General features: G+C 71.3%; 17 protein-coding genes. 13 read left to right on the forward strand and 4 right to left on the reverse strand.

Annotated features, from left to right (window positions below):
* The first annotated feature begins 583 nt into the window (after positions 1 to 583).
* The 4 genes from pcaDC to ACZ418_RS34750 are packed head-to-tail and all read left to right on the forward strand — an operon-like array spanning position 584 to position 3,805.
* The gene (gene pcaDC / locus ACZ418_RS34735; RefSeq protein ID WP_468371071.1) at positions 584 to 1,873 is read left to right on the forward strand and encodes a bifunctional 3-oxoadipate enol-lactonase/4-carboxymuconolactone decarboxylase PcaDC; all 1,290 of its coding nucleotides are present in this window, start codon (positions 584 to 586) and stop codon (positions 1,871 to 1,873) included.
* A gap of 46 nt (positions 1,874 to 1,919) precedes the next feature.
* Complete coding sequence (locus ACZ418_RS34740; protein WP_468371072.1) at positions 1,920 to 2,555, forward strand: MBL fold metallo-hydrolase; 636 nt, start codon at positions 1,920 to 1,922, stop codon at positions 2,553 to 2,555.
* Positions 2,556 to 2,590: 35 nt separating this feature from the next.
* Positions 2,591 to 3,370 (forward strand): exodeoxyribonuclease III, encoded by a 780-nt coding sequence (locus ACZ418_RS34745; RefSeq protein WP_468371073.1) that lies wholly within the window; start codon positions 2,591 to 2,593, stop codon positions 3,368 to 3,370.
* Between the two features lie 15 nt (positions 3,371 to 3,385).
* Positions 3,386 to 3,805 (forward strand): DUF6278 family protein, encoded by a 420-nt coding sequence (locus ACZ418_RS34750; protein WP_356313964.1) that lies wholly within the window; start codon positions 3,386 to 3,388, stop codon positions 3,803 to 3,805.
* A gap of 191 nt (positions 3,806 to 3,996) precedes the next feature.
* Here the strand turns inward: ACZ418_RS34750 and ACZ418_RS34755 are convergent, their stop codons facing one another.
* Positions 3,997 to 5,565, reverse strand: coding sequence for a CocE/NonD family hydrolase (locus ACZ418_RS34755; protein ID WP_468371075.1), 1,569 nt, complete (start codon positions 5,563 to 5,565; stop codon positions 3,997 to 3,999).
* A gap of 108 nt (positions 5,566 to 5,673) precedes the next feature.
* Entirely contained in the window at positions 5,674 to 6,423 is a 750-nt protein-coding gene (locus tag ACZ418_RS34760) for a hypothetical protein (protein ID WP_468371076.1), read from the reverse strand.
* 142 nt (positions 6,424 to 6,565) lie between these two features.
* Between ACZ418_RS34760 and ggt the strand changes: the two genes are divergently transcribed.
* Positions 6,566 to 8,368: a gamma-glutamyltransferase gene (ggt, locus tag ACZ418_RS34765; RefSeq protein WP_468371078.1), complete on the forward strand. Its 1,803-nt coding sequence runs from the start codon at positions 6,566 to 6,568 to the stop codon at positions 8,366 to 8,368.
* A gap of 42 nt (positions 8,369 to 8,410) precedes the next feature.
* Here the strand turns inward: ggt and ACZ418_RS34770 are convergent, their stop codons facing one another.
* Together ACZ418_RS34770 and map are read right to left on the reverse strand one after the other, a co-directional pair.
* A complete protein-coding gene (locus ACZ418_RS34770; RefSeq protein ID WP_468371079.1) occupies positions 8,411 to 10,975 on the reverse strand; it encodes an ATP-dependent Clp protease ATP-binding subunit in 2,565 nt (854 codons plus the stop codon).
* Positions 10,976 to 11,102: 127 nt separating this feature from the next.
* Positions 11,103 to 11,879: a type I methionyl aminopeptidase gene (gene map, locus ACZ418_RS34775; RefSeq protein WP_468371080.1), complete on the reverse strand. Its 777-nt coding sequence runs from the start codon at positions 11,877 to 11,879 to the stop codon at positions 11,103 to 11,105.
* 62 nt (positions 11,880 to 11,941) lie between these two features.
* Between map and ACZ418_RS34780 the strand changes: the two genes are divergently transcribed.
* The 8 genes from ACZ418_RS34780 to ACZ418_RS34815 all read left to right on the forward strand — a co-directional run bounded on the left by ACZ418_RS34780 (position 11,942) and on the right by ACZ418_RS34815 (position 21,280).
* Positions 11,942 to 12,193: a helix-turn-helix domain-containing protein gene (locus ACZ418_RS34780; protein ID WP_468371082.1), complete on the forward strand. Its 252-nt coding sequence runs from the start codon at positions 11,942 to 11,944 to the stop codon at positions 12,191 to 12,193.
* A 100-nt stretch (positions 12,194 to 12,293) separates the two neighbouring features.
* Positions 12,294 to 13,904 (forward strand): hypothetical protein, encoded by a 1,611-nt coding sequence (locus ACZ418_RS34785; RefSeq protein WP_468371084.1) that lies wholly within the window; start codon positions 12,294 to 12,296, stop codon positions 13,902 to 13,904.
* Positions 13,905 to 14,111: 207 nt separating this feature from the next.
* Positions 14,112 to 14,954 carry a nitrilase-related carbon-nitrogen hydrolase gene (locus tag ACZ418_RS34790; protein WP_468371085.1) on the forward strand — a complete coding sequence of 281 codons (843 nt, stop codon included), beginning with the start codon at positions 14,112 to 14,114 and terminating at the stop codon, positions 14,952 to 14,954.
* Positions 14,951 to 16,234 (forward strand): aspartate aminotransferase family protein, encoded by a 1,284-nt coding sequence (locus ACZ418_RS34795; RefSeq protein ID WP_468371086.1) that lies wholly within the window; start codon positions 14,951 to 14,953, stop codon positions 16,232 to 16,234. The genes ACZ418_RS34790 and ACZ418_RS34795 overlap by 4 nt, the downstream gene beginning before the upstream one ends.
* A gap of 17 nt (positions 16,235 to 16,251) precedes the next feature.
* On the forward strand, positions 16,252 to 17,817 hold the full coding sequence (locus ACZ418_RS34800; protein ID WP_468371088.1) for a PucR family transcriptional regulator: 1,566 nt from the start codon (positions 16,252 to 16,254) through the stop codon (positions 17,815 to 17,817).
* A 155-nt stretch (positions 17,818 to 17,972) separates the two neighbouring features.
* A complete protein-coding gene (locus ACZ418_RS34805) occupies positions 17,973 to 18,815 on the forward strand; it encodes a nitrilase-related carbon-nitrogen hydrolase (protein ID WP_365722758.1) in 843 nt (280 codons plus the stop codon).
* 28 nt (positions 18,816 to 18,843) lie between these two features.
* Positions 18,844 to 20,247 carry a dihydropyrimidinase gene (gene hydA / locus ACZ418_RS34810; protein WP_468371090.1) on the forward strand — a complete coding sequence of 468 codons (1,404 nt, stop codon included), beginning with the start codon at positions 18,844 to 18,846 and terminating at the stop codon, positions 20,245 to 20,247.
* Between the two features lie 10 nt (positions 20,248 to 20,257).
* Positions 20,258 to 21,280 (forward strand): TIGR03842 family LLM class F420-dependent oxidoreductase, encoded by a 1,023-nt coding sequence (locus tag ACZ418_RS34815; protein WP_468371092.1) that lies wholly within the window; start codon positions 20,258 to 20,260, stop codon positions 21,278 to 21,280.
* Positions 21,281 to 21,328: the final 48 nt, after the last annotated feature.

Here is a 21,328-nt window from a genome sequence, read left to right on the forward strand (position 1 = left end):
GAGTCAGGGCGACGGCTGCCGCGCCGGTGGTGGTGATGCCGGTGAGGGCGAGGGTGCGAAGGCGAGCGATGCGGGTGCGGGTGGTCATGGTCATACGGAAGGAACTCTCCACGAAAGGACGTAGTCGGTGCCGGCCGCTGTCGGTCGCGGTGGCGTGGGGCGGTGCCCCGGGGTGTGTCGGGAGCGGGCGGATCCGGCGGTGTCCCGCTCGGTCCGGCCGGTGGCTCCCGGCGACGACAGCAATGTTTACGGGCCGGTTGAGCGCGGCGCAATGATGTGACGTACTACCCAACTACGTAGCAATGTCCGAAATTAGATATTAAATGGTGACTTCTGTGCAGGTCGGCTGGGTGGAGGCACTACGGTCCCGGTTAGGATGTGATCTGGCTCCTATGGGTGGCATCACACGCAGAGCCCTTCTGGCGGGCCCCCTCGAGCTGTCCCACCAGGAGGAGTCCCGGTAGCGGCACCGCGCCGGAAGGCGCGCGAACGATCTTCGCGGAGTCCTCACAACCTGGGACGCCGTGCGGCGGGCTGTGACCCGGGCACGTGCGAAATGGTGAGATGTGAGAGCGTGCAGGACGTGAGTGAGACACCGACGAACACCCTGCAGTACCGCTTTGACGGGAGAGAAGACGCCCCAGTCCTGATCCTGGGTCCCTCACTCGGCACGACCTGGCACATGTGGGACCGCCAGGTGCCGGAGCTGACCAAGCAGTGGCGGGTCCTGCGCTTCGACCTGCCCGGTCACGGCGGGGCCCCCGCCCACCCGGCCGGGTCCGTCGCCGAGCTGGCCACCCGGCTGCTGGCCACGCTGGACTCGATCGGCGTGCAGCGGTTCGGCTACGCGGGCTGTGCGCTCGGCGGTGCCATCGGTATCGAGCTGGCCCTGCGCCACCCCGAGCGGCTCGCCTCGCTGGCGCTGGTCGCGGCCTCGCCCCGGTTCGGGACCGCCGACGAGTTCCGCCAGCGCGGGGTGATCGTCCGTACCAACGGGCTCGACCCGATCGCCCGGACCTCGCCGGACCGCTGGTTCACCGGGGGGTTCGCCGCGGCCCAGCCGGCCATCACCGAGTGGGCGGTGCAGATGGTCCGCACCACCGACCCGGGCTGCTACATCGCCGCCTGCGAGGCGCTCGCCTCGTTCGACGTACGGAGCGAGCTGGGCCGGGTCGGCGTGCCGACGCTCGTGCTCGTCGGGTCCGACGACCAGGTCACCGGGCCCGCCGAGGCCCGCACCCTGGTCGCCGGCATCCGGGACGCCCGGCTCGCGGTCGTCCCGGGCGCCTCGCACCTGGTTCCGGTCGAGCAGCCGGCGGCCGTCACCGACCTGCTGGTGCACCACTTCTCCACCGCCTGGCAGCAGCCCTACGACACCGGCCAGACCGCTCTGCCGGCCGCCCCGGTCAACCCGGCCATCGCCGCGGCGCCGCACGTCACGCCGGTCGCCGAGATAGCCCCGGCCGCCGTACCGGCACAGCCGGCCGCGCAGACCGACCGGTACCGGACCGGGCTCAAGGTCCGCCGGGAGGTGCTGGGCGACGCGCACGTGGACCGGGCGCTGGCCGAGGCCGACGGGTTCTCCGGGGAGTTCCAGGAGTTCGTCACCCGCTACGCCTGGGGCGAGATCTGGGACCGGCCGGGCCTGGACCGGCGCACCCGCAGCTGCGTCACGCTGACCGCGCTGGTCGCGGGCGGCCATCTGGAGGAGCTGGCCTTCCACACCCGGGCCGCCCTGCGCAACGGGCTCACCCCGGACGAGATCAAGGAGGTGCTGCTCCAGGCCGCCGTGTACTGCGGGGTGCCGGCCGCGAACAGCGCGTTCCGGGTCGCCCGGCAGGTCATCCAGGAGGAGACCACGCCCGCCGGGTGAACGCCGGGTGAGCCCCGTGCCGCCGTACACGGCAGGATGGTGTGACATGAAGCTCACGAAGAAGTCCCACGCCTGTGTCCGCCTCGACAAGGACGGTCAGACGCTCGTCATCGACCCCGGCGGCTTCAGCGAGGAGGACGCCGCGCTCGGCGCCGATGCCATCCTGATCACGCACGAGCACCCGGACCACTTCGACGAGTTCCGGCTCCGGGCGGCCATGGAGAACAACCCCGCGGCCCGGATCTGGACGCTGAAGTCCGTCGCCGAGCGGATCACGGCGGCCTTCCCGGGCCGGGTGCACACCGTCGGCCACGGCGACACCTTCACCGCGGCCGGCTTCGACGTGCAGGTCCACGGCGAACTGCACGCGGTGATCCACCCGGACATCCCGCGGATCACGAACGTCGGCTATCTCATCGACGGCGGCAGGGTCTTCCACCCCGGCGACGCGCTCACCGTCCCCGCCCATCCCGTGGAGACGCTGATGCTCCCGGTGATGGCCCCGTGGAACAAGATCTCCGAGGTCATCGACTACGTCCGCGAGGTCAGGCCGCAGCGCGCCTACGACGTCCACGACGCCCTGCTGACCGACCTGGCCCGCCCGATCTACGACCGCCAGATCGGCGCGCTGGGCGGCACGGACCACCAGCGGCTGACGCCGGGGGCGTCGGCGGAGGTCTGAGTGCGTTGTCAGTGGCTCCGGGTAGGTTGTCAGGCATGCGCATCGCCACCTGGAACGTGAACTCGATCACCGCCCGCCTTCCGAGGCTGCTGGCCTGGCTGGAGAGCAGCGGCACCGACGTGCTGTGCCTGCAGGAGGCCAAGGTCGCCGAGGAGCAGTTCCCGTGCGACCAGCTGCGCGAGCTGGGCTACGAGTCGGCGGTCCACGCGACCGGCCGGTGGAACGGCGTGGCGGTGCTCTCCCGCGTCGGCATCGAGGACGTCGTCAAGGGCCTGCCCGGCGACCCGGGCTTCGAGGGCGTGACCGAGCCGCGGGCCATCTCGGCGACCTGCGGCCCGGTCCGCGTCTGGTCGGTGTACGTGCCGAACGGCCGTGAGGTGGAGCACCCGCACTACGCCTACAAGCTCCAGTGGTTCGAGGCCCTGAAGGCGGCCGTGTACGGCGACGCGCAGGGCGGCCGCCCCTTCGCGGTCATGGGCGACTACAACGTGGCACCGACGGACGACGACGTCTACGACGTGGCCGCCTTCGAGGGCTCCACCCATGTCACCCCGGCCGAGCGCGCCGCCCTCGCCTCCCTGCGCGAGGCCGGCCTGAACGACGTGGTGCCGCGCCCGCTGAAGTACGACCACCCGTTCACCTACTGGGACTACCGCCAGCTCTGCTTCCCGAAGAACCGCGGCATGCGCATCGACCTGGTGTACGGCAACGAACCCTTCGCCAAGGCCGTCAAGGACTCCTACGTCGATCGCGAGGAGCGCAAGGGCAAGGGCGCATCCGATCACGCTCCGGTGGTGGTCGACCTCGACGTCTGATGCCAGGCTGGGTCCATGAACCTTCCGTTCCTGGGCCACCGGCACAAGAAGAGCGGTGCAGCGGGGATTCCCGCCGACCCCGAGGGGATCGCCGCGCTGCTGTCCGAGTGCGAACTGCTCCGCTCGCAGGCGGCCCGGGCGGGCGTCCGCCTCGACGACACCCCGGGCTCCCTGGAAGCCCTGGACCAGCTCGTCCCGCGCTGGCGCGACGACGCCGAGATCCTGCCCTGGCTGGGCAATGACGCGGGACTGTATCTGGGCACGGTCGTGGTGCGCACCGTGCCCGGCGCCGCCTGGCTGATCCGCCCCGACGGCGAGCCCGTCGTACGGCTGGCCTCCGGACGCGAGGTCGAGGTCGTCGGCGCCGGGCAGGACTGGGCCGCGAGCGGCGTTCCCGAGCTGTCCCAGCTGTACGCGGAGATCGCCGAGAACTGAGCCGGTATCTCCCCTTGGACACCGGCCAGTTCACGTCCACCACGCGGATGCCCCTTGGCGCACGGAGGAGTTCCTCCCATCCGGCAAGCCCAGTGCCGCCAGCCTCGACTAAGATGTGTCGTTCTGCATGCTGCGAGACCCCAGGGGGCGGCAGTTCACACGGGCCAGGCTCGTCCGGCGGCAGCCGGAGATCACTGCTCGCCGAGCGGGACGGACACGTACGACGGGTCGTCCGGGGGCGAGGAGAAGGTCAGCTGCGCGCCGGACGGGTTGTGCTCGATGTACAGCGGGTCGACCGTGTCGACCACCAGCGCGAGGCGGTGCCCGGCGGGAATGTCGTAGGCCGTGGAGAACAGGTCCAGGTCGACGTCGAACGGCTCGCCGGGCGTCCGCCCGTGCCAGGTGTAGGGCGCGTTGGTGACGAGCTTGCCGATACCGAGCGGACCCACGTCGTACAGGTAGGCGACGAAGGTGCCGCTCTCCGCGGTCGGGGTCAGCGTGGTGTGCAGGGTGGCCGTGCCGCGCACCTTCTGGGCGCTGCCGTACCGCTCCGACTGCCACACGGCCGCCCAACGGCGCGGCAGCAGCGGGATCCAGGCCATCGGCGGCAGCTGGGCGACCTGGTCGAGAATGCTGGAGAGGAAGACGATCCCGCCGTCCGCGCCCGAGTCGACGTTCGCGTGGATGGTGGTCGAGCCCGTGAGCGCGAACTTCCGCCGTGTCGCCTCGACCGACTTCCAGTCCGGGTAGCCCTCGTATCCCCCCGCGCTACGGGACTTCAACTGGACCGGCTGCTCACGGTCGATGCCGTTGTCGGTGCCCTTCAGATAGTGGTCGAGCCAGCGCTCGGTGTCCGTCCAGACGTCGTTGGGCAGCCCGAACAGGCCGGTCAGCTCGGCGGTCGCGTGGTCGCCGGGGCGCAGTTCGAGCCGCTTGGGCACGGTCAGCTTCTGGTAGAAGTCGGCGTACTGGTTGGCCGGGAAGACCGTGTCACCCCAGGCGTTGGCGAGCATGAGGGCCGCGCCGTTCTTGTTCAGCTGGTCGACATAGGTCGCGGCGGAGCGTTTCCGCCCCCAGTCGATCATCTCCTGTTCCCTGGACAGGTCGGAGGCGTAGAAGTGGTCGAAGATCTCGCGCACTTCGGGGCTCTCCCGGCCGGTGAGAGTGGCCGCGCCGTCCAGCACGGCGGCCGCCTGGACGTGCTGGGTGCGGCCCGAGTAGATCGAGTCGATCAGGTCCGACCAGCCGCTGAGCGCGGCCACGGCCTTGATGCGCTTGTCGTGCGCGGCGGCGAGCAGGCTGATCCCGGCGCCGTACGACACCCCGGCCATGCCCACGTGCCGCGGGTCGGCCGGGGTGTTGGCGAGGGCCCAGTCGATGACCTTGGAGGCGTCCGCTATGTCCGGCGGACCGGCCACTTCTATCTGTCCGCCGGACTGCCAGAAACCGCGCACGTTGTAGGTGAGCACCACATAGCCGGCGTCGGCGAGCTTCTGCGCCTGGGCGAGGTACTCCACCTGGGGCAGGCCCCAGCTCGTGGGCAGCACGATGAGCGGGTAGCTGTGCGAGCCGTCGGCGCCCTCGGGCGTGACGACGTTCGCCTTCAGCACGGTGCCCCCGTCGCCGGTGATGTCGACGAACCGGACGGACGGCGTGCCGGCCTGAGCGGCGGGCGCCAGACCGACGACGCTGCCGGCGATGAGCGCTGCGGAGACGGCTCCTGCGGCGGCGGTGCGCAGAGCGGTGCGACCATGTCCCATGGGTCACTCCTTCACTGGTTCAAGTGCAAAGTGACCCGACGGTAACCGTGACCTCTTACCGTAAGTAACCCGTCGGTAAGTTACGTGCCAGTAAAGTTTGTTGAGCCGCTAAGCGGCCGTGTCGGCGGAGGCCGTCTCGGGCAGCGGCGTCCGCGCCGCCCGCGTCACGTCCGCCACCAGCTCGACCACATCCGGGCCGTACGCCTGCGAGTTGACCACCTTCAGCAGCAGCACGAAGGACCCGGTGCCGTACTTGCGGTGCAGCCGCTCGTGGTGGCGGGCGAGATAGCGGGTGGCGGCCTGGTTGTCGACGGCCCGCTGACCGCAGAAGAGGAATACCGGGCGGCCGTCCATCTGACCGTCCGCGGTGAGCCGGGCGAGCAGCACATACTCGCTCCGGCCGCGCTCCATGCGGTACTGCTCCCCGCCGATGCGGAACGTCCCCCGCTCCGCCACCGGTTCGGGCTCCGTGTTGACCTGCACACCCGGTAGCAGCGAGGAGAGGTGGGCCGCCATCCGGCGGTTCGCGTAGGGCCCGCCGACACAGAACTCGGTACGTTCGCCGAACCCTTGCTGGGTCCCGTCATGTCCCACCACCTGGGCGCGCGCATGACAGTCCTTGATCAGGGCGGAGAGTTCCAGCAGGGCGTACATGTCGTAGCGCTTCACCGACAGCTCCGGTCCACCTGAGGCGCGAGGGACGACGAGCAGTGACTCGGAGTGGTCCGGCAGCCCGAAGAACTCCTGCTTGCGCCGCAGTTTGCGGCGCCACAGATAGGTGCGGGCGAGCCAGCCCAGCGAGGCCGATATCGCGGTCGCCACCAGGCCCAGGACGATGTTGCGCACGTCGTCGTTCATGGCCGGGCATGGTAGCGGGCCCGGGCGACGGCTACGTACCGGTGTTCGATACGTGACGTTCGTGTGGCAGGGCGCCCAGGCGTACTGTCGGTACTACGGCAATCTGGCTACGCTGCGCGGACTGTCCCGACGGGAGGTTCGGATGGGTCGTCCTGGCACGCGGAAACTGGCGGTTGTCGCGGTCTCGGCCGCGCTGGTGTCGGTGGGGGCGGCGGCGCCACCCGCCGCGACAACGAGCGGCACCCCCACCAAGGTTCCCGTGGCGGTGGGCTACGGCGGCGCCGTCGCCAGTGTCGACGCCGACGCCTCCGCCGCCGGCATCGAGGTACTCAGACACGGCGGCAACGCGGTCGACGCGGCCGTCGCCACCGCCGCCGCGCTCGGCGTCACCGAGCCGTACTCGGCCGGCGTCGGCGGAGGGGGCTACTTCGTCTACTACGACGCCAAGTCGCGCACGGTGCACACCATCGACGGCCGCGAGACGGCGCCGCTCAGCGCCGACTCCGACCTGTTCACGGAGAACGGCAAGCCGCTCGCCTTCGCCGACGCCGTCAGCAGCGGCCTGAGCGTCGGCACCCCCGGCACGCCCGCGACCTGGCAGACCGCGCTGGACGAGTGGGGCAGCAAGCGGCTCGGCACGGTCCTGAGGCCGGCCGAGCGGATCGCCCGCGACGGCTTCACGGTGGACGACACCTTCCGCTCGCAGACCGCGTCCAACGAAACCCGGTTCCGCTACTTCCCGGACACCGCGAAGCTCTTCCTGCCGAACGGACAGCTGCCGGTCGTCGGTTCCACCTTCAAGAACCCCGAACTGGCCCGCACCTACGAGGAGCTGGGCCGCGAGGGCGTCGACGCCGTCTACCGCGGGGACATCGGCGACGACATCGTCAAGACGGTCGAACACCCGCCCGTGGACCCCGCCTCCGGCTGGAACGCCCGCCCCGGCAAGCTGGAGGAGAAGGACCTCGCCGTCTACCGGGCCAAGTTCCAGGCGCCCACCAGGACGTCGTACCGCGGCCTGAACGTGTACTCCATCGCCCCCTCCTCCTCGGGCGGCACCACGGTCGGCGAAGCCCTCAACATCCTGGAGAACACCGACCTTTCGAAGGCGAGCGAGACGCAGTACCTGCACCACTTCATCGAGGCCGGCCGCATCGCCTTCGCCGACCGCGGACGCTGGGTCGGCGACCCCGCCTTCGAGGACGTACCGACGAAAGAGCTGCTGTCGCAGGAGTACGCCGACTCGCGCGCCTGCCTGATCAAGGACGACGCGGTCCTCACCAGCCCGCTCGCCCCCGGCGACCCGCGCCACCCGGCGGCCTGCGCCGAGGGCGGTACGGCGGCCCCGACGACGTACGAGGGCCAGAACACCACGCATCTGACCGTGGCCGACAAGTGGGGCAACGTCGTCTCCTACACGCTCACCATCGAGCAGACCGGCGGCAGCGGCATCACCGTGCCCGGCCGGGGCTTTCTGCTCAACAACGAGCTGACCGACTTCTCCTTCGCCCCGGCCAATCCGGCCGTGCACGACCCGAACCTGCCGGGTCCGGGCAAGCGGCCCCGCTCCTCGATCTCCCCGACGATCGTGCTGGACAAGAACAACCGGCCCGTGGTGGCCCTCGGTTCGCCCGGTGGCGCGACCATCATCACCACCGTGCTGCAGACCCTCACCGAGTTCCTGGACCGGCATCTGCCGCTGGTCGACGCCATCGCCGCACCCCGCGCCAGCCAGCGCAACGCGGCCCGGACGGAACTCGAACCCGCCCTCTACAACAGCGCCCTGAGGACGCAGCTGGAGGCCATCGGTCACTCCTTCAAGCTCAACCCCGAGATCGGCGCGGCGACCGGTGTGCAGCGGCTGCCGGGCGGCAAGTGGCTGGCCGCCGCCGAGAAGGTACGCCGCGGCGGCGGCTCGGCGATGGTCGTGGACCCGGCGCCGTAGCGTGTCGCAGGCCTGCAACTCGTTCGTAGCGTGGGGCAGGCCTTACAACTCCGGTGCGGGCGGCTGGGTTTCCTCGGTGGGGGGCGACGGGGTCTCCTGGGTGCGGAAGTCCAGCCGTCCGTCCCGGACGTCCACCGTCACCCGGCTGCCCTCGGAGATCGTGCCGTTCAGCAGCAGCCGGGACATCTGGTTGTCCACCTCCCGCTGGATGGTGCGGCGCAGCGGCCGGGCACCGTACTCCGGCTGATAGCCGCGCTCGGCGATCCAGTCGACAGCCGCGTCCGTGAACGCGACCGAGACGCCCTGCCCGTCCAGCAGCCGCCGGGTGCCCTCCAGCAACAGGTCGGTGATCTGCCGCAGTTGCTCGCCGGTCAGCTGCTTGAAGACCACGATCTCGTCGATGCGGTTGAGGAACTCCGGCCGGAAGTGCTCGCGCAGCGGCCGCAGGATCTGCTCGCGCCGCGCCTCCTCGTCCGCCTGCGCGCCGCCCGGCCCGAACCCGATCCCGGCACCGCGCCGGGTGATCGCCTCCGAGCCGAGGTTGCTGGTCATCACGATCACCGTGTTGGTGAAGTCCACGGTCCGGCCCTGGGAGTCCGTGAGACGGCCGTCGTCGAGCACCTGCAACAGGATGTTGAAGACGTCCGGGTGCGCCTTCTCCACCTCGTCCAGCAGGAGCAGCGAGTACGGGTGCCGGCGCACCACCTCGGTCAGCTGACCGGCCTCCTCGTGACCGACGTACCCGGGCGGGGCGCCGATCAGCCGGGAGACGGTGTGCCGCTCCTGGTACTCGCTCATGTCGAGCCGGACCATGCGGTCCTCGCTGCCGAACAGCGCCTCGGCGAGCGCCCGGGCCAGCTCGGTCTTGCCGACGCCGGTGGGGCCGAGGAAGAGGAAGCTGCCGATCGGCCGGTTCGGGCTGGCGAGCCCCGCGCGGGAGCGCAGCACGGCCTCCGAGACCACGGCGACCGCGTCCTCCTGGCCGACGACCCGCTGGTGCAGGTGTTCCTGCAGACCGAGCAGCCGTTCCTTCTCCTCCTGGGTGAGCCGGCTGACCGGGATGCCGGTCTGCCGGGACACCACCTCGGCGATGGCCTCCGCCGTCACCTCCAGGTCCAGCCCCTCGTCGGCCTTGTCCTCGTCGCTCGCCTCGGCGATGCGCTGCTTCAGCTCGCCGATCCGGTCGCGCAGCTCCTTGGCCTTGTCGTAGTCCTCGCCGGCGACCGCCTGGTCCTTGTCGCAGACCAGCTGGTCCACCTCGCGCTCCAAGGCGCGCACGTCCGCACCCTTGGTCCGGGCACCGAGCCGGACTCGCGCTCCCGCCTGGTCGATCAGGTCGATCGCCTTGTCCGGCAGCCGCCGGTCGGTGAGATACCGGTCGGACAGCTCCACGGCGGCGACCAGCGCCTCGTCCGTGTAGCGGACCTGGTGGTGGGCCTCGTACCGGTCGCGCAGCCCGCGCAGGATCTCGATGGTGTCCTCGGCCGTGGGCTCGGGCACCAGGACCGGCTGGAACCGGCGGGCCAGCGCCGCGTCCTTCTCGATCCGCCGGAACTCCTCCAGCGTGGTCGCGCCCACGATGTGCAGCTCGCCCCGCGCCAGGGCGGGCTTGAGGATGTTGCCCGCGTCCATCGAGCCGCCCTCGCCGCCGGAGCCCGCGCCCACGACGGTGTGCAGCTCGTCGATGAACACGATCAGCTTGTCCGAGTGGGAGCGGATCTCCTCCACGATGTTGTTCAGGCGCTCCTCGAAGTCGCCCCGGTAGCGGGTGCCGGCGACGACCCCGGTCAGGTCCAGGGCCACGACCCGGCGGCCCGCCAGGACGTCCGGGACGTCCGAGTCGGCGATGCGCTCGGCGAGGCCCTCGACGATGGCCGTCTTGCCGACGCCCGCGTCCCCGATGAGGACGGGGTTGTTCTTGCCGCGCCGGGACAGCACCTCGATGGTCTGCTCGATCTCGGTGTCCCGGCCGATGACCGGGTCGATCCGGCCCTGCCGGGCCAGCTCGGTCAGGTCACGGCCGTACTTGTCCAGCGTGGGCGTGCCGGTGGCGCGCTGCCGCTCCACCCGGACCGGGGTGCCCTCCGGGGCCTCGGGCGGCAGGGAGCGGGCCGAGAACCGGGCCGCGTTCAGGATGTGCCCGGCCGCCGAGTCCGGGTTGGCCGCCAGCGCGCTCAGTACGTGCTCCGGGCCGATGTACCCGGCGCCGCTCGCCCGCGCCAGGTCGTGCGCGTCCAGCAGGGCGCGCTTGACGGCCGGGGTGAGCGACAGCGAGGTCGGCGGGGGCACCTCGCCCGGCGGGTGCTGGACCGGTCCGGCCCGGTCGTCGATCTCCGACGCGAGCGAGTCCGGGTCCGCGCCCGCCCGGCTCAGCAGGCTCCGGGTGGGCTCGGCCGCCACGGCGGCGCGCAGCAGGTGCTGGGTGTCCAGGTCCCGGCTGCCGTGCTCGGCGGCGTACAGGGCGGCCCCTCTGACCAGCTCGCGGGCCGGCTGGCTGAGCAGGCGGCCGATGTCGATATGGCGCGGCGCGCCGCGGGCTCCGGCGGATCCGCCGAAGAAGCGGGCCAGGAACTCACCGAAGGGGTCAGGAGGGTAGCCGTCGGTCATGGCATGGGCTCCTTCGCTGACGACGTACGGAGCGGCCGGGTAACCCGGGGCGGGTTGCTCATGCCCACGATGTCACGATCTGTGGGGGTGGGCACGTTCGCCTGCGGGGAAGCAGCCCCGCGCCCCTTCAGGCCGCTTCCCGCGCCGTGAGGATCCTCGGACCCGAAGCCGTGACGGCCACCGTGTGCTCCACGTGGGCCGCGCGGGAGCCGTCCGCCGTGCGGAGGGTCCAGCCGTCGCCCGCCTCGTAGTAGGCGTCCTTGCCGCCGGCGATGAGCATGGGCTCGATGGCGAGGACCATGCCGGGGCGCAACGGCAGTCCTCGCCCCGGGCGGCCCTCGTTGGGGACCTCGGGGTCCTCGTGCATACGCCGGCCCACGCCGTGGCCGCCGAAGCCGTACGGGATGCCGTAGCCGGCCGTACGGCAGACCCGGCCGACGGCGTGGGCGATGTCGCCGATGCGGTTGCCGACGACGGCCGCCTCGATGCCCGCCGCCAGCGCCCGCTCGGCCGTCTCGACCAGGCGGAGGTCGGCCGGGCGGGGGCGGCCCACCGTGAAGCTGATCGCCGAGTCGCCGACCCAGCCGTCCAGGGCGGCGCCGCAGTCGATCGAGACCAGGTCGCCGTCGCGGAGCCGGTAGCCGGTGGGGATGCCGTGCACGATCGCGTCGTTCACGGAGGCGCAGATCACGGCGGGAAAGGGGGTCGGGGCGAAGGAGGGGCGGTAGCCGAGGAACGGCGACGAGGCCCCGGCCTCGCGCAGCACCTCCCGTGCCACCTCGTCCAGCTCCAGCAGTGAGACGCCGACGTCCGCGGCCCGTCGTACGGCCGTCAGCATCCGTCCGACGACCTGGCCCGCCGCGTACATCGCGTCGATCGACGCGTCTGTCTTCAGCTCCATCATGCCAATTACTATACCGGTATTTTAATGGGGGCGACCGTGTGGGCCGGTATTAGAATGGGCGCATGGTGCGCACCCCTCTCACCCCTGAAGAGCACGAACGCGGCGAGCGGCTCGGGCGGTTGCTGCGCGAGGCGCGCGGCGGCCGGAGCATGACCGAGGTCGCCGCCCAGGCGGGCGTCTCCGCCGAGACGCTCCGCAAGATCGAGACGGGCCGGGCGCCGACACCCGCGTTCTTCACCGTGGCCGCGCTGGCCGGGGTTCTCGGGCTGTCGATGGACGAGCTGGTCGCACGGTGTGCGCTGGTGGCCGCGTGAGGCGCCCGCGCTCTGCCGGAAAACTCTGTGTAGCAGTGCCGTAACACGACTCGTGTTGCCTACCCACCGAGAGGGCCGGCGGTCGGGCGGGAGCTGAGCGATGGCGGTGGATCGACTCCCCGGTGGAGTGCGGGAGTTCGCGAGCTACCTGGACGGTCTGCTGGCGCGCCTGGACCAGGGCGGAGGGTGGAGCGGGGTCTTCTGGCAGCGGGACCCCGACGGGATGCGGGCGTGCCTGGACGGGCGCGAGGTGCTGCCGTGGGACGTGGTGGAGGCCCTGCTGGAGGACCTCGCCGCGGCGTACGGCCCCGCCGCCGCTGCCGCCGAGCGGGAACGGGCCCGCGCCCTGTACCGGGCCGCGCTCACGGCGTGCGACGCCCGCCCCGGCGCGCGGGACGCTCTGCTCGACCGCCTCGACGTGATGCTCCGCGAACAGCGCTACGCCGCCGAACGCCAGGCCGAACTCACCCGCCTGCTGTCCACACCGGCATCCGCGGAGCAGGCCGAGTCCCTCCGCCTCGACCTCGCCTGGGCCCAGGACGACCACGAGCGCGCCACCGCGAGGTGCGCCGAACTCCGGGCGCGGCTGGCGGAGCTGGAGAGGCGGGGAGGCGTGGGCGCGGGAGCGGTGCGCAGGGGGGAAGAGCCCGGGCCGCCACAGGGCGGAGGCGTGGACCGGGGAACACCCGCCGCTGCCGCCGCGCCCCTTCCCGGCGCCGGTCAGCCCGCACGAACCGTCTCCCCCTCCCCGGGCGCCGGCCGGTCGGCACGAGCCACCCCGCTCTCTCCGCACACCGCTCAGGCCGTGTCACCCACCCCGCCCTCTCCCCGCAGCGCTCAGTCCGTGTCTCCCACCCCGCCGTCCCCCTACTCCGCCCAGCCCCCGCAGGCCGCCGCACCCGCTCCCCGTACCGTCCCGGTCGAGCCGCAAGGCGCCACCCCGCCCTCCTCCTCGGCCCCGGAGTCCGCCCCGCCCGCCAAGTCCCGTAAACGGCGCCGTGGCAGTGCCCGGTTCGCCGGGATGGTGGGGGAGGAGGAGGGGACCGGTGCGGGTGTGCTGCCGCCGGCGTCCCTGTCGGTCCTGCCCGAGGCGCCCGGGCGGCGTACGCCGCGTGGGGCGCGGTTCGCCGGAGGCGCGTCGGCGGCCGAGCCCGTGGCGGCCCCCGTCGAAGTGGTGGACGCCGAGGTGGGGGCGGCGGTGGCCGAGGTCGTGGAGCGGCTCGCGCGGTTGCGGGGCGAGGGGCGCAGCGGGGAGGCGCACGTACTGCTCGTCGAAGTCGTGCAGTGGCCCGCCGGATGGTTCCCGGCGCTCGCCGACGCGCTGCACCGTGCCGGGCTCGGTGCCGACTGGGCGACGCTGCTGTGGGAGGCGGCCTCGCTGCCCGCGGAGCGACTGGCCGCAGCCGCCGACGCGCTCGCCGCCGCCGGACGGGAGGCCGACGCGCGGCAGATGCTGCGGCAGGGCGTGGCCCGCCCGGCGGAGCAGATCGGTGCGGCCGTGCTGCGGCTGGAGGGGGAGGGGCGCCGACGGGAGGCGGATGCACTGCTCGATGCCTGTGTGCGGGTCCGTACGGCGGAAGAGGCTGCCCGGAGTGTCGTACCCGATCCGCCCCGGCTCGTGCCGCTGCTGCTCCGCGCCGCACGGGCCGTCTCCGACGAGCGGCACTGGGATCTCGTGCACGCGCTGCGGGTGGCCGGGCACGCGACGTGACCGACAATCCATCGCTTCGTCCCGGTATGCTCCGTTTCACTCCCTTCGAGCGATGCCCTCGCTCACCCACAGGAGTGTGAAACGTGATCGACTCCGCGGGTTGACGACGATGGTCTTGGCAAGGGCCTCCCGGAGGCTTACTTTCGACCCTCTACGGCCCCCTCTACGGGCGTAGAGGCTCTGAGGGTCCCGTCGAAGGAGCAGCTCATGGCCAACGTCGTACGAGCCGCCCTGGTCCAGGCCACCTGGACCGGCGACACCGATTCCATGGTGGCGAAACACGAGGAGCACGCCCGTGCGGCGGCCCGGCAGGGGGCCAGGGTCATCGGGTTCCAGGAAGTCTTCAACTCGCCCTACTTCTGCCAGGTCCAGGAGCCGGAGCACTATCGCTGGGCCGAGCCGGTGCCCGACGGGCCGACCGTGCGGCGGATGCAGGACCTCGCGCGCGAGACCGGGATGGTGATCGTCGTCCCCGTCTTCGAGGTCGAGCAGTCCGGCTTCTACTACAACACCGCGGCCGTGATCGACGCCGACGGGACCTACCTCGGCAAGTACCGCAAGCACCACATCCCGCAGGTCAAGGGCTTCTGGGAGAAGTACTACTTCAAGCCCGGCAATCTGGGGTGGCCCGTCTTCGAGACCGCCGTGGGCAAGGTCGGCGTCTACATCTGCTACGACCGGCACTTCCCGGAGGGCTGGCGGCAACTCGGGCTCAACGGAGCCCAGTTGGTCTACAACCCGTCCGCCACGCACCGCGGACTGTCCGCCTATCTCTGGCAGCTGGAACAGCCCGCCGCCGCCGTCGCCAACGAGTACTTCATCGCCGCCATCAACCGGGTCGGCCGGGAGGAGTACGGCGACAACGACTTCTACGGGACCAGTTACTTCGTCGATCCCCGTGGGCAGTTCGTCGGCGAGGTCGCGAGCGACAAGTCCGAGGAACTCCTCGTCCGTGACCTCGACTTCGACCTGATCGAGGAAGTGCGGCAGCAGTGGGCCTTCTACCGCGACCGCCGCCCCGACGCCTACGAAGGGCTGGTGCAGCCGTGAACGATCTCTACTCCCGCCACCGCCAGGTCATGCCCGACTGGCTCGCCCTCTACTACGACGAGCCGATCGAGATCACCCACGGCGAGGGCCGCCATGTCTGGGACTCGGCCGGCAACAAGTACCTGGACTTCTTCGGCGGCATCCTGACGACCATGACCGCGCACGCGCTGCCCGAGGTGACCAAGGCGGTCAGCGAGCAGGCGGGGCGGATCATCCACTCCTCGACCCTCTACCTCAACCGGCCGATGGTCGAACTCGCCGAGCGCATCGCCCAGGTGAGCGGCATCCCGGACGCCCGGGTCTTCTTCACCACCTCCGGCACCGAGGCCAACGACACCGCCCTGCTGCTCGCCACCGCCTTCCGGCGCAGCAACACGATCCTGGCGATGCGCAACAGCTACCACGGCCGCTCCTTCAGCACCGTCGGCATCACCGGGAACCGCAGCTGGTCGCCGACCTCGCTGTCCCCCCTGCAGACCCTGTACGTCCACGGCGGCGTGCGCACCCGGGGCCCGTTCGCCGAGCTGGACGACCGCGCGTTCATCGACGCCTGTGTCGCCGACCTGAGGGACATCCTCGGGCACACCCGTCCGCCCGCCGCGCTGATCGCCGAGCCGATCCAGGGCGTCGGCGGCTTCACCTCCCCACCCGACGGGCTCTACGCCGCGTTCCGCGAGGTCCTCAAGGAGCACGGCATCCTGTGGATCGCCGACGAGGTGCAGACCGGCTGGGGCCGCACCGGCGAGCACTTCTGGGGCTGGCAGGCACATGCGCGAAGCGGCCCGCCGGACATCGTCACCTTCGCCAAGGGCATCGGCAACGGCAGCTCGATCGGCGGGGTGATCGCCCGCGCCGAGATCATGAACTGCCTGGACGCCAACAGCATTTCGACGTTCGGCGGCACCCAGCTCACCATGGCCGCCGGGCTCGCCAACCTCACCTACCTCCTCGAACACGACCTCCAGGGCAACGCCCGCCGGGTCGGCGGCCTGCTCATCGAGCGGCTGCGGGCCGTCGCCGCGCAGCTGCCGGGAGTCCGGGAAGTGCGGGGACGAGGGCTGATGATCGGCATCGAGCTGGTCAAGCCCGGCACGGACGAGGCCGATCCGCAGGCGGCCGCCGCCGTGCTGGAGACGGCCCGCGAGGGCGGGCTGCTCATCGGCAAGGGCGGCGGCCACAACACCAGCGCCCTGCGCATCGCCCCACCGCTGTCGCTCACGGTCGCGGAGGCCGAGGAGGGCGCGGCGATCCTGGAGCGGGCGCTCAGGAGTACGTACTAGAGAACGGCGGTACGGCCATGACCACCACCTCGGAGACCCTGTACGGCGGGGAACCCGCCCTCTCCGTGCGCCAGGTGCTCACCCTGGAACGGGTGCTCGCCGGAGAACCCGAGGTGGTCGCCGGTGCCGGGCAGCTCGACCGGCCGGTGCGCTGGGTGCATGTCGCCGAGGCCGCCGATGTCGGGGTGATGCTCAGCGGCGGCGAGATGGTACTCACCACCGGCGTGCTCCTGGCCGGCGACGAGGCCAAGCAGGCCGAGTACATCCAGTCGCTGCACCGCGCGGAGGCCTCCGCCGTCGTGCTCGGCCTCGGGCGTGCCTTCCCGGCGCCGCCCGAGGTGATGCGCCGGGCCGCCGAGCGGTGCGGACTGCCGATGGTCGTCCTGCACCGGCCCTTCCCGTTCGCCGAGCTCACCGAGGAGGTCCAGTCCCGGCTGGTACGGCGGAAGTTCGCCGCCGTCAGCCTCTCGGAGACCGTACGGACCGAACTCACCGCCCTGATCACGGCCGGCGCCCCGCTGCAGCGCCTGCTCGACGAGGTCGCCCGGCACAGCGGCTGCCCGGTCGTGGTCACCAACCTCGCCCACCGCGTCCTCGCCACGGCGGGGGAGCGCTCCGCGGTGGACGACGTGCTGCGCGACTGGGAGCGAATCGCCCGGCAGGCCTCTGCCTGCGCCGAAGGCGGCTGGATCAGCGCCGAACTCGGCGGCCGCGGGGAGCGCTGGGGCCGGCTGCTGCTGTGCGGCTACCGGGGCGATGCGGCCACCGGGCGGCTGCTCGCCGACCGGGCCGCCGAGGCACTGGTCCTGCACCGCATGCTCGGGGGCGGATCCGCACACTCCTGGGAGGAGGAGTCCGCGCAGAGCCTGCTCACCGACCTGCTCTCCGGAGTCGTACCGGCGTGCCGGCTGCTGCCCAGGGCGCGCGCGGCCGGGCTGCCGGTCAACCGGCGCACCTTCGTCCCGCTCGTCGTACTCGGCCGCGCCCCGGACGAACTCGACCGCGTGCTGCGCCTGTTGGGCATGTCGGGGCTGGCCGCAGAACTCGCCGACGGCCGGGCCGCCGTACTGCTCAGCCTCGCCCGCGACCAGGACGCCGAGGCCCTCACCGCCCACTTCGCGGCCCGGCTGCGCGCCGGGCCGGGGGCCGTGGTCGCCGCCAGCGCCCCGCGTACCGGCTGGGACGACGTGCCCGCGGGACTGCGCGAGGCCCGGCATGTCGCCGACGCCGTCGCCGACTCCTCGGCCGCCCTCGACCTGCCGGCCGTGGTCCGCCTGAAGGACGTACACCTGCGCGGACTGATCCGGCTGCTGCGCGACGACCCGCAGGTGCAGTCCTTCGCCGAGCGGGAACTGGACGGGCTGCTGGGCGAGTCCGAACCCGAGCTGCTGAACGTCCTGCGGACCTATCTCGCGACCGGCCGCAACAAGTCCCGCACCGCCCAGCTCCACCACGTCTCCCGGCCCGCCCTCTACCGCCGCCTTGAGGCCATACAGTCCCGCCTCGGCGTCGACCTGGACGACTTCGAACAGGCGGCCTCCGTGCACATCGCGCTCCTCGCGCATGACGCGCAACAGGGGTGAAACATGCGACGACCTGGGAAAACGGCGGTGAAACATGGGCTTCTGCACACGTGACACGGTGGCACGCGCACGGCCCGCACACGTGACACGCTGCCCATCGAACGCTCCGCGCGGGCTTTCTACGCTCACGGCACACCGAGCTACCGGAGGTCCCGATGAGCCGAGTGATCCGTGCCGCCCTGTTCCAGACCGCGTGGACAGGCGACAAGGAATCCATGATCCAGGTCCACGAGCAGGCGGCCCGCGACGCGGCCGCGCAGGGCGCCCAAGTCCTCTGCTTCCAGGAGCTGTTCTACGGCCCCTACTTCTGCCAGGTCCAGGACAAGGCCTTCTACGAGTACGCCGAACGGATCCCCGAGGGCCCGACCGTACGCCGCTTCCAGTCCCTCGCCCGCGAGCTGGGCATCGTCCTCGTGCTGCCGATGTACGAGGAGGAGCAGCCGGGCGTCCTGTACAACACCGCCGCCGTGATCGATGCGGACGGCTCCTACCTCGGCAAGTACCGCAAGACCCACATCCCCCAAGTGCAGGGATTCTGGGAGAAGTTCTACTTCCGCCCGGGCAACAGCGGCTGGCCCGTCTTCGACACGGCCGCAGGACGGATCGGCGTCTACATCTGCTACGACCGCCACTTCCCCGAGGGCTGGCGGGCGCTGGGCCTCGCCGGCGCCGAGATCGTCTTCAACCCCTCGGCCACCTCGCGCGGCCTGTCCCGCTACCTCTGGCAGCTGGAGCAGCCGGCGGCGGCCGTCGCCAACGAGTACTTCGTCGGCGCGATCAACCGGGTCGGCGTGGAGGACCTGGGCGACAACGACTTCTACGGCACGACCTACTTCGTGGACCCCGAGGCCCAGTTCGTGGGCGAGGTCGCGAGCGACAAGGAGACCGAACTGGTCGTCCGCGACCTGGACCTGGCGAAACTCCGGGAGGTCCGCGACCGCTGGCAGTTCTACCGGGACCGGGCGCCGGGGGCGTACACGCCGCTGACCGCGCCGTGACCGTATGCCGTTCGACCGAGGAGGCAGCATGAGCAGCCGTACCGTCATCCGCGGTGGTCTCGTCATCACCGCATCCGACGAGCTCCACGCCGACGTCCTGATCGAGGACGGCCGCGTCGCCGCCCTCGCCGCCTCCGGCACACCCGCCGCCGAGGCGTTCACCGCCGACCGGGTCATGGACGCCACCGGGAAGTACGTCATCCCGGGCGGCGTCGACGCACACACCCACATGGAGCTGCCGTTCGGCGGCACCTTCGCCTCGGACACCTTCGAGACCGGTACCCGGGCCGCCGCCTGGGGCGGTACGACGACGATCGTCGACTTCGCGGTGCAGAGCGTCGGCCACACCCTGCGCGAGGGCCTGGACACCTGGCACGCCAAGGCCGAGGGCAACTGCGCGATCGACTACGCCTTCCACATGATCGTCTCCGATGTGAACCAGGAGACGCTCAAGGAGATGGACCTCCTGATCGAGGAAGGCGTGACCTCCTTCAAGCAGTTCATGGCCTATCCCGGCGTCTTCTACAGCGACGACGGCCAGATCCTGCGTGCCATGCAGCGCTCCGCCGAGAACGGCGGACTGATCATGATGCACGCCGAGAACGGCATCGCCATCGACGTCCTCGTCGAGCAGGCCCTCGCCCGGGGCGAGACCGACCCGCGCTACCACGGCGAGGTCCGCAAGGCCCTGCTGGAGGCCGAGGCCACCCACCGCGCCATCCGGCTCGCCCAGGTCGCGGGCGCCCCGCTGTACGTCGTCCATGTCTCGGCCATGGAGGCGGTGGCCGAGCTGGCGCGGGCCCGGGACGAGGGACTGAACGTGTTCGGCGAGACCTGCCCGCAGTATCTGTTCCTGTCCACGGACAACCTCGCCGAGCCCGACTTCGAGGGCGCCAAGTACGTGTGCTCGACGCCCCTGCGGCCGAAGGAGCACCAGGCAAGGCTGTGGCAGGGCCTCAGGACCAACGACCTCCAGGTGGTCTCCACCGACCACTGCCCGTTCTGCTTCACCGGCCAGAAGGAGCTGGGCCGCGGCGACTTCTCCAAGATCCCCAACGGCCTGCCGGGCGTGGAGAACCGCATGGACCTGCTCCACCAGGCCGTCGTCGACGGGCACATCTCCCGCCGCCGCTGGATCGAGATCGCCTGCGCCACCCCGGCCCGGATGTTCGGGCTGTATCCGAAGAAGGGCACCATCGCCCCGGGCGCCGACGCCGACATCGTGATCTACGACCCGCACGCCGAGCAGGTCATGTCGGCCGAGACACACCACATGAACGTCGATTACTCGGCCTACGAGGGCAAGCGCACCACCGGCCGGGTCGAGACCGTGCTCTCGCGCGGCGAACTCGTCATCAGCGAGCGGGAATACACCGGGCACGCCGGACACGGCGCCTTCACCCCGCGCTCCACCTGTCAGTACCTCAACTAGGAGTGGCGCCATGGACTTCGGACTCGTCCTGCAGACCGACCCGCCGGCCTCCCGCGTCATCAGCCTGATGAAACGGGCCGAGCGCAACGGTTTCACATACGGCTGGACGTTCGACTCCGCCGTGCTCTGGCAGGAGCCGTTCGTGATCTACAGCCAGATCCTGGCCAACACCTCGAAGCTGAAGGTCGGCCCGATGGTCACCAACCCGGGCACCCGCACCTGGGAGGTCACCGCCTCCACCTTCGCCACCCTCAACGACATGTTCGGCAACCGCACCGTCTGCGGCATCGGCCGCGGCGACTCCGCGATGCGGGTCGCGGGCCGCAAACCCAACACCCTCGCGCGCATCAGCGAGGCGATGAAGGTCATCCGGGCCCTCGCCCGGGGCGAGGCCGCCGACCTCGGCGGCGGCACGCTCGTGAAGTTCCCGTGGATCAGGCCGGGCGCCCAGCTCCCCGTCTGGATGGCCGCGTACGGCCCCAAGGCGCTGAAGATGACCGGCGAGGAGGCCGACGGGTTCATCCTCCAGCTGTCCGACCTGTACCTGACCGAGCACATGGTGAAGGCCGTGAAGGACGCGGCGGCGGCCGCCGGACGCGACCCCGACGAGGTCACCATCTGCGTGGCGGCCCCCGCGTACGTCACCGCCGACGACTCGCCGGAGGCCCTCGCCCACGCCCGTGAGCAGTGCCGCTGGTTCGGCGGCATGGTCGGCAACCACGTCGCCGACCTGGTCGCCAAGTACGGCGAGCACTCGGCCCAGGTCCCCGACGCACTCACCGACTACATCAAGGCACGGCAGGGCTACGACTACGCCCACCACGGGCGCAGCGGCAACCCGGACACCCAGTTCGTGCCCGACGAGATCGTGGACCGGTTCTGTGTCATCGGACCGGCCGAGAAGCACATCGAGAAGCTGACCGCGCTCCGCGCCCTGGGCGTGGACCAGTTCGCGGTGTACGACATGCACGACGCGCAGGAGGCCACCATCGACGCCTACGGCACGCAGGTGATCCCCGCCGTCAACGCCTGAGTCCCCCTTCGAGTTCACCCCCCACGCCCCACTTGGTCTCCCCTCCCC

This window comes from Streptomyces sp. NPDC030820 (genome assembly GCF_055572075.1).

Coding starts and splice junctions, on each gene's coding strand:
- ACZ418_RS34740 (WP_468371072.1), top strand. CDS start 1,920: ATGAAGCTCACGAAGAAGTCCCACGCCTGTGTCCGCCTCGACAAGGAC.
- ACZ418_RS34745 (WP_468371073.1), top strand. CDS start 2,591: ATGCGCATCGCCACCTGGAACGTGAACTCGATCACCGCCCGCCTTCCG.
- ACZ418_RS34750 (WP_356313964.1), top strand. CDS start 3,386: ATGAACCTTCCGTTCCTGGGCCACCGGCACAAGAAGAGCGGTGCAGCG.
- ACZ418_RS34755 (WP_468371075.1), bottom strand. CDS start 5,565: ATGGGACATGGTCGCACCGCTCTGCGCACCGCCGCCGCAGGAGCCGTC.
- ACZ418_RS34760 (WP_468371076.1), bottom strand. CDS start 6,423: ATGAACGACGACGTGCGCAACATCGTCCTGGGCCTGGTGGCGACCGCG.
- ggt (WP_468371078.1), top strand. CDS start 6,566: ATGGGTCGTCCTGGCACGCGGAAACTGGCGGTTGTCGCGGTCTCGGCC.
- ACZ418_RS34770 (WP_468371079.1), bottom strand. CDS start 10,975: ATGACCGACGGCTACCCTCCTGACCCCTTCGGTGAGTTCCTGGCCCGC.
- map (WP_468371080.1), bottom strand. CDS start 11,879: ATGATGGAGCTGAAGACAGACGCGTCGATCGACGCGATGTACGCGGCG.
- ACZ418_RS34780 (WP_468371082.1), top strand. CDS start 11,942: ATGGTGCGCACCCCTCTCACCCCTGAAGAGCACGAACGCGGCGAGCGG.
- ACZ418_RS34785 (WP_468371084.1), top strand. CDS start 12,294: ATGGCGGTGGATCGACTCCCCGGTGGAGTGCGGGAGTTCGCGAGCTAC.
- ACZ418_RS34790 (WP_468371085.1), top strand. CDS start 14,112: ATGGCCAACGTCGTACGAGCCGCCCTGGTCCAGGCCACCTGGACCGGC.
- ACZ418_RS34800 (WP_468371088.1), top strand. CDS start 16,252: ATGACCACCACCTCGGAGACCCTGTACGGCGGGGAACCCGCCCTCTCC.
- ACZ418_RS34805 (WP_365722758.1), top strand. CDS start 17,973: ATGAGCCGAGTGATCCGTGCCGCCCTGTTCCAGACCGCGTGGACAGGC.
- hydA (WP_468371090.1), top strand. CDS start 18,844: ATGAGCAGCCGTACCGTCATCCGCGGTGGTCTCGTCATCACCGCATCC.
- ACZ418_RS34815 (WP_468371092.1), top strand. CDS start 20,258: ATGGACTTCGGACTCGTCCTGCAGACCGACCCGCCGGCCTCCCGCGTC.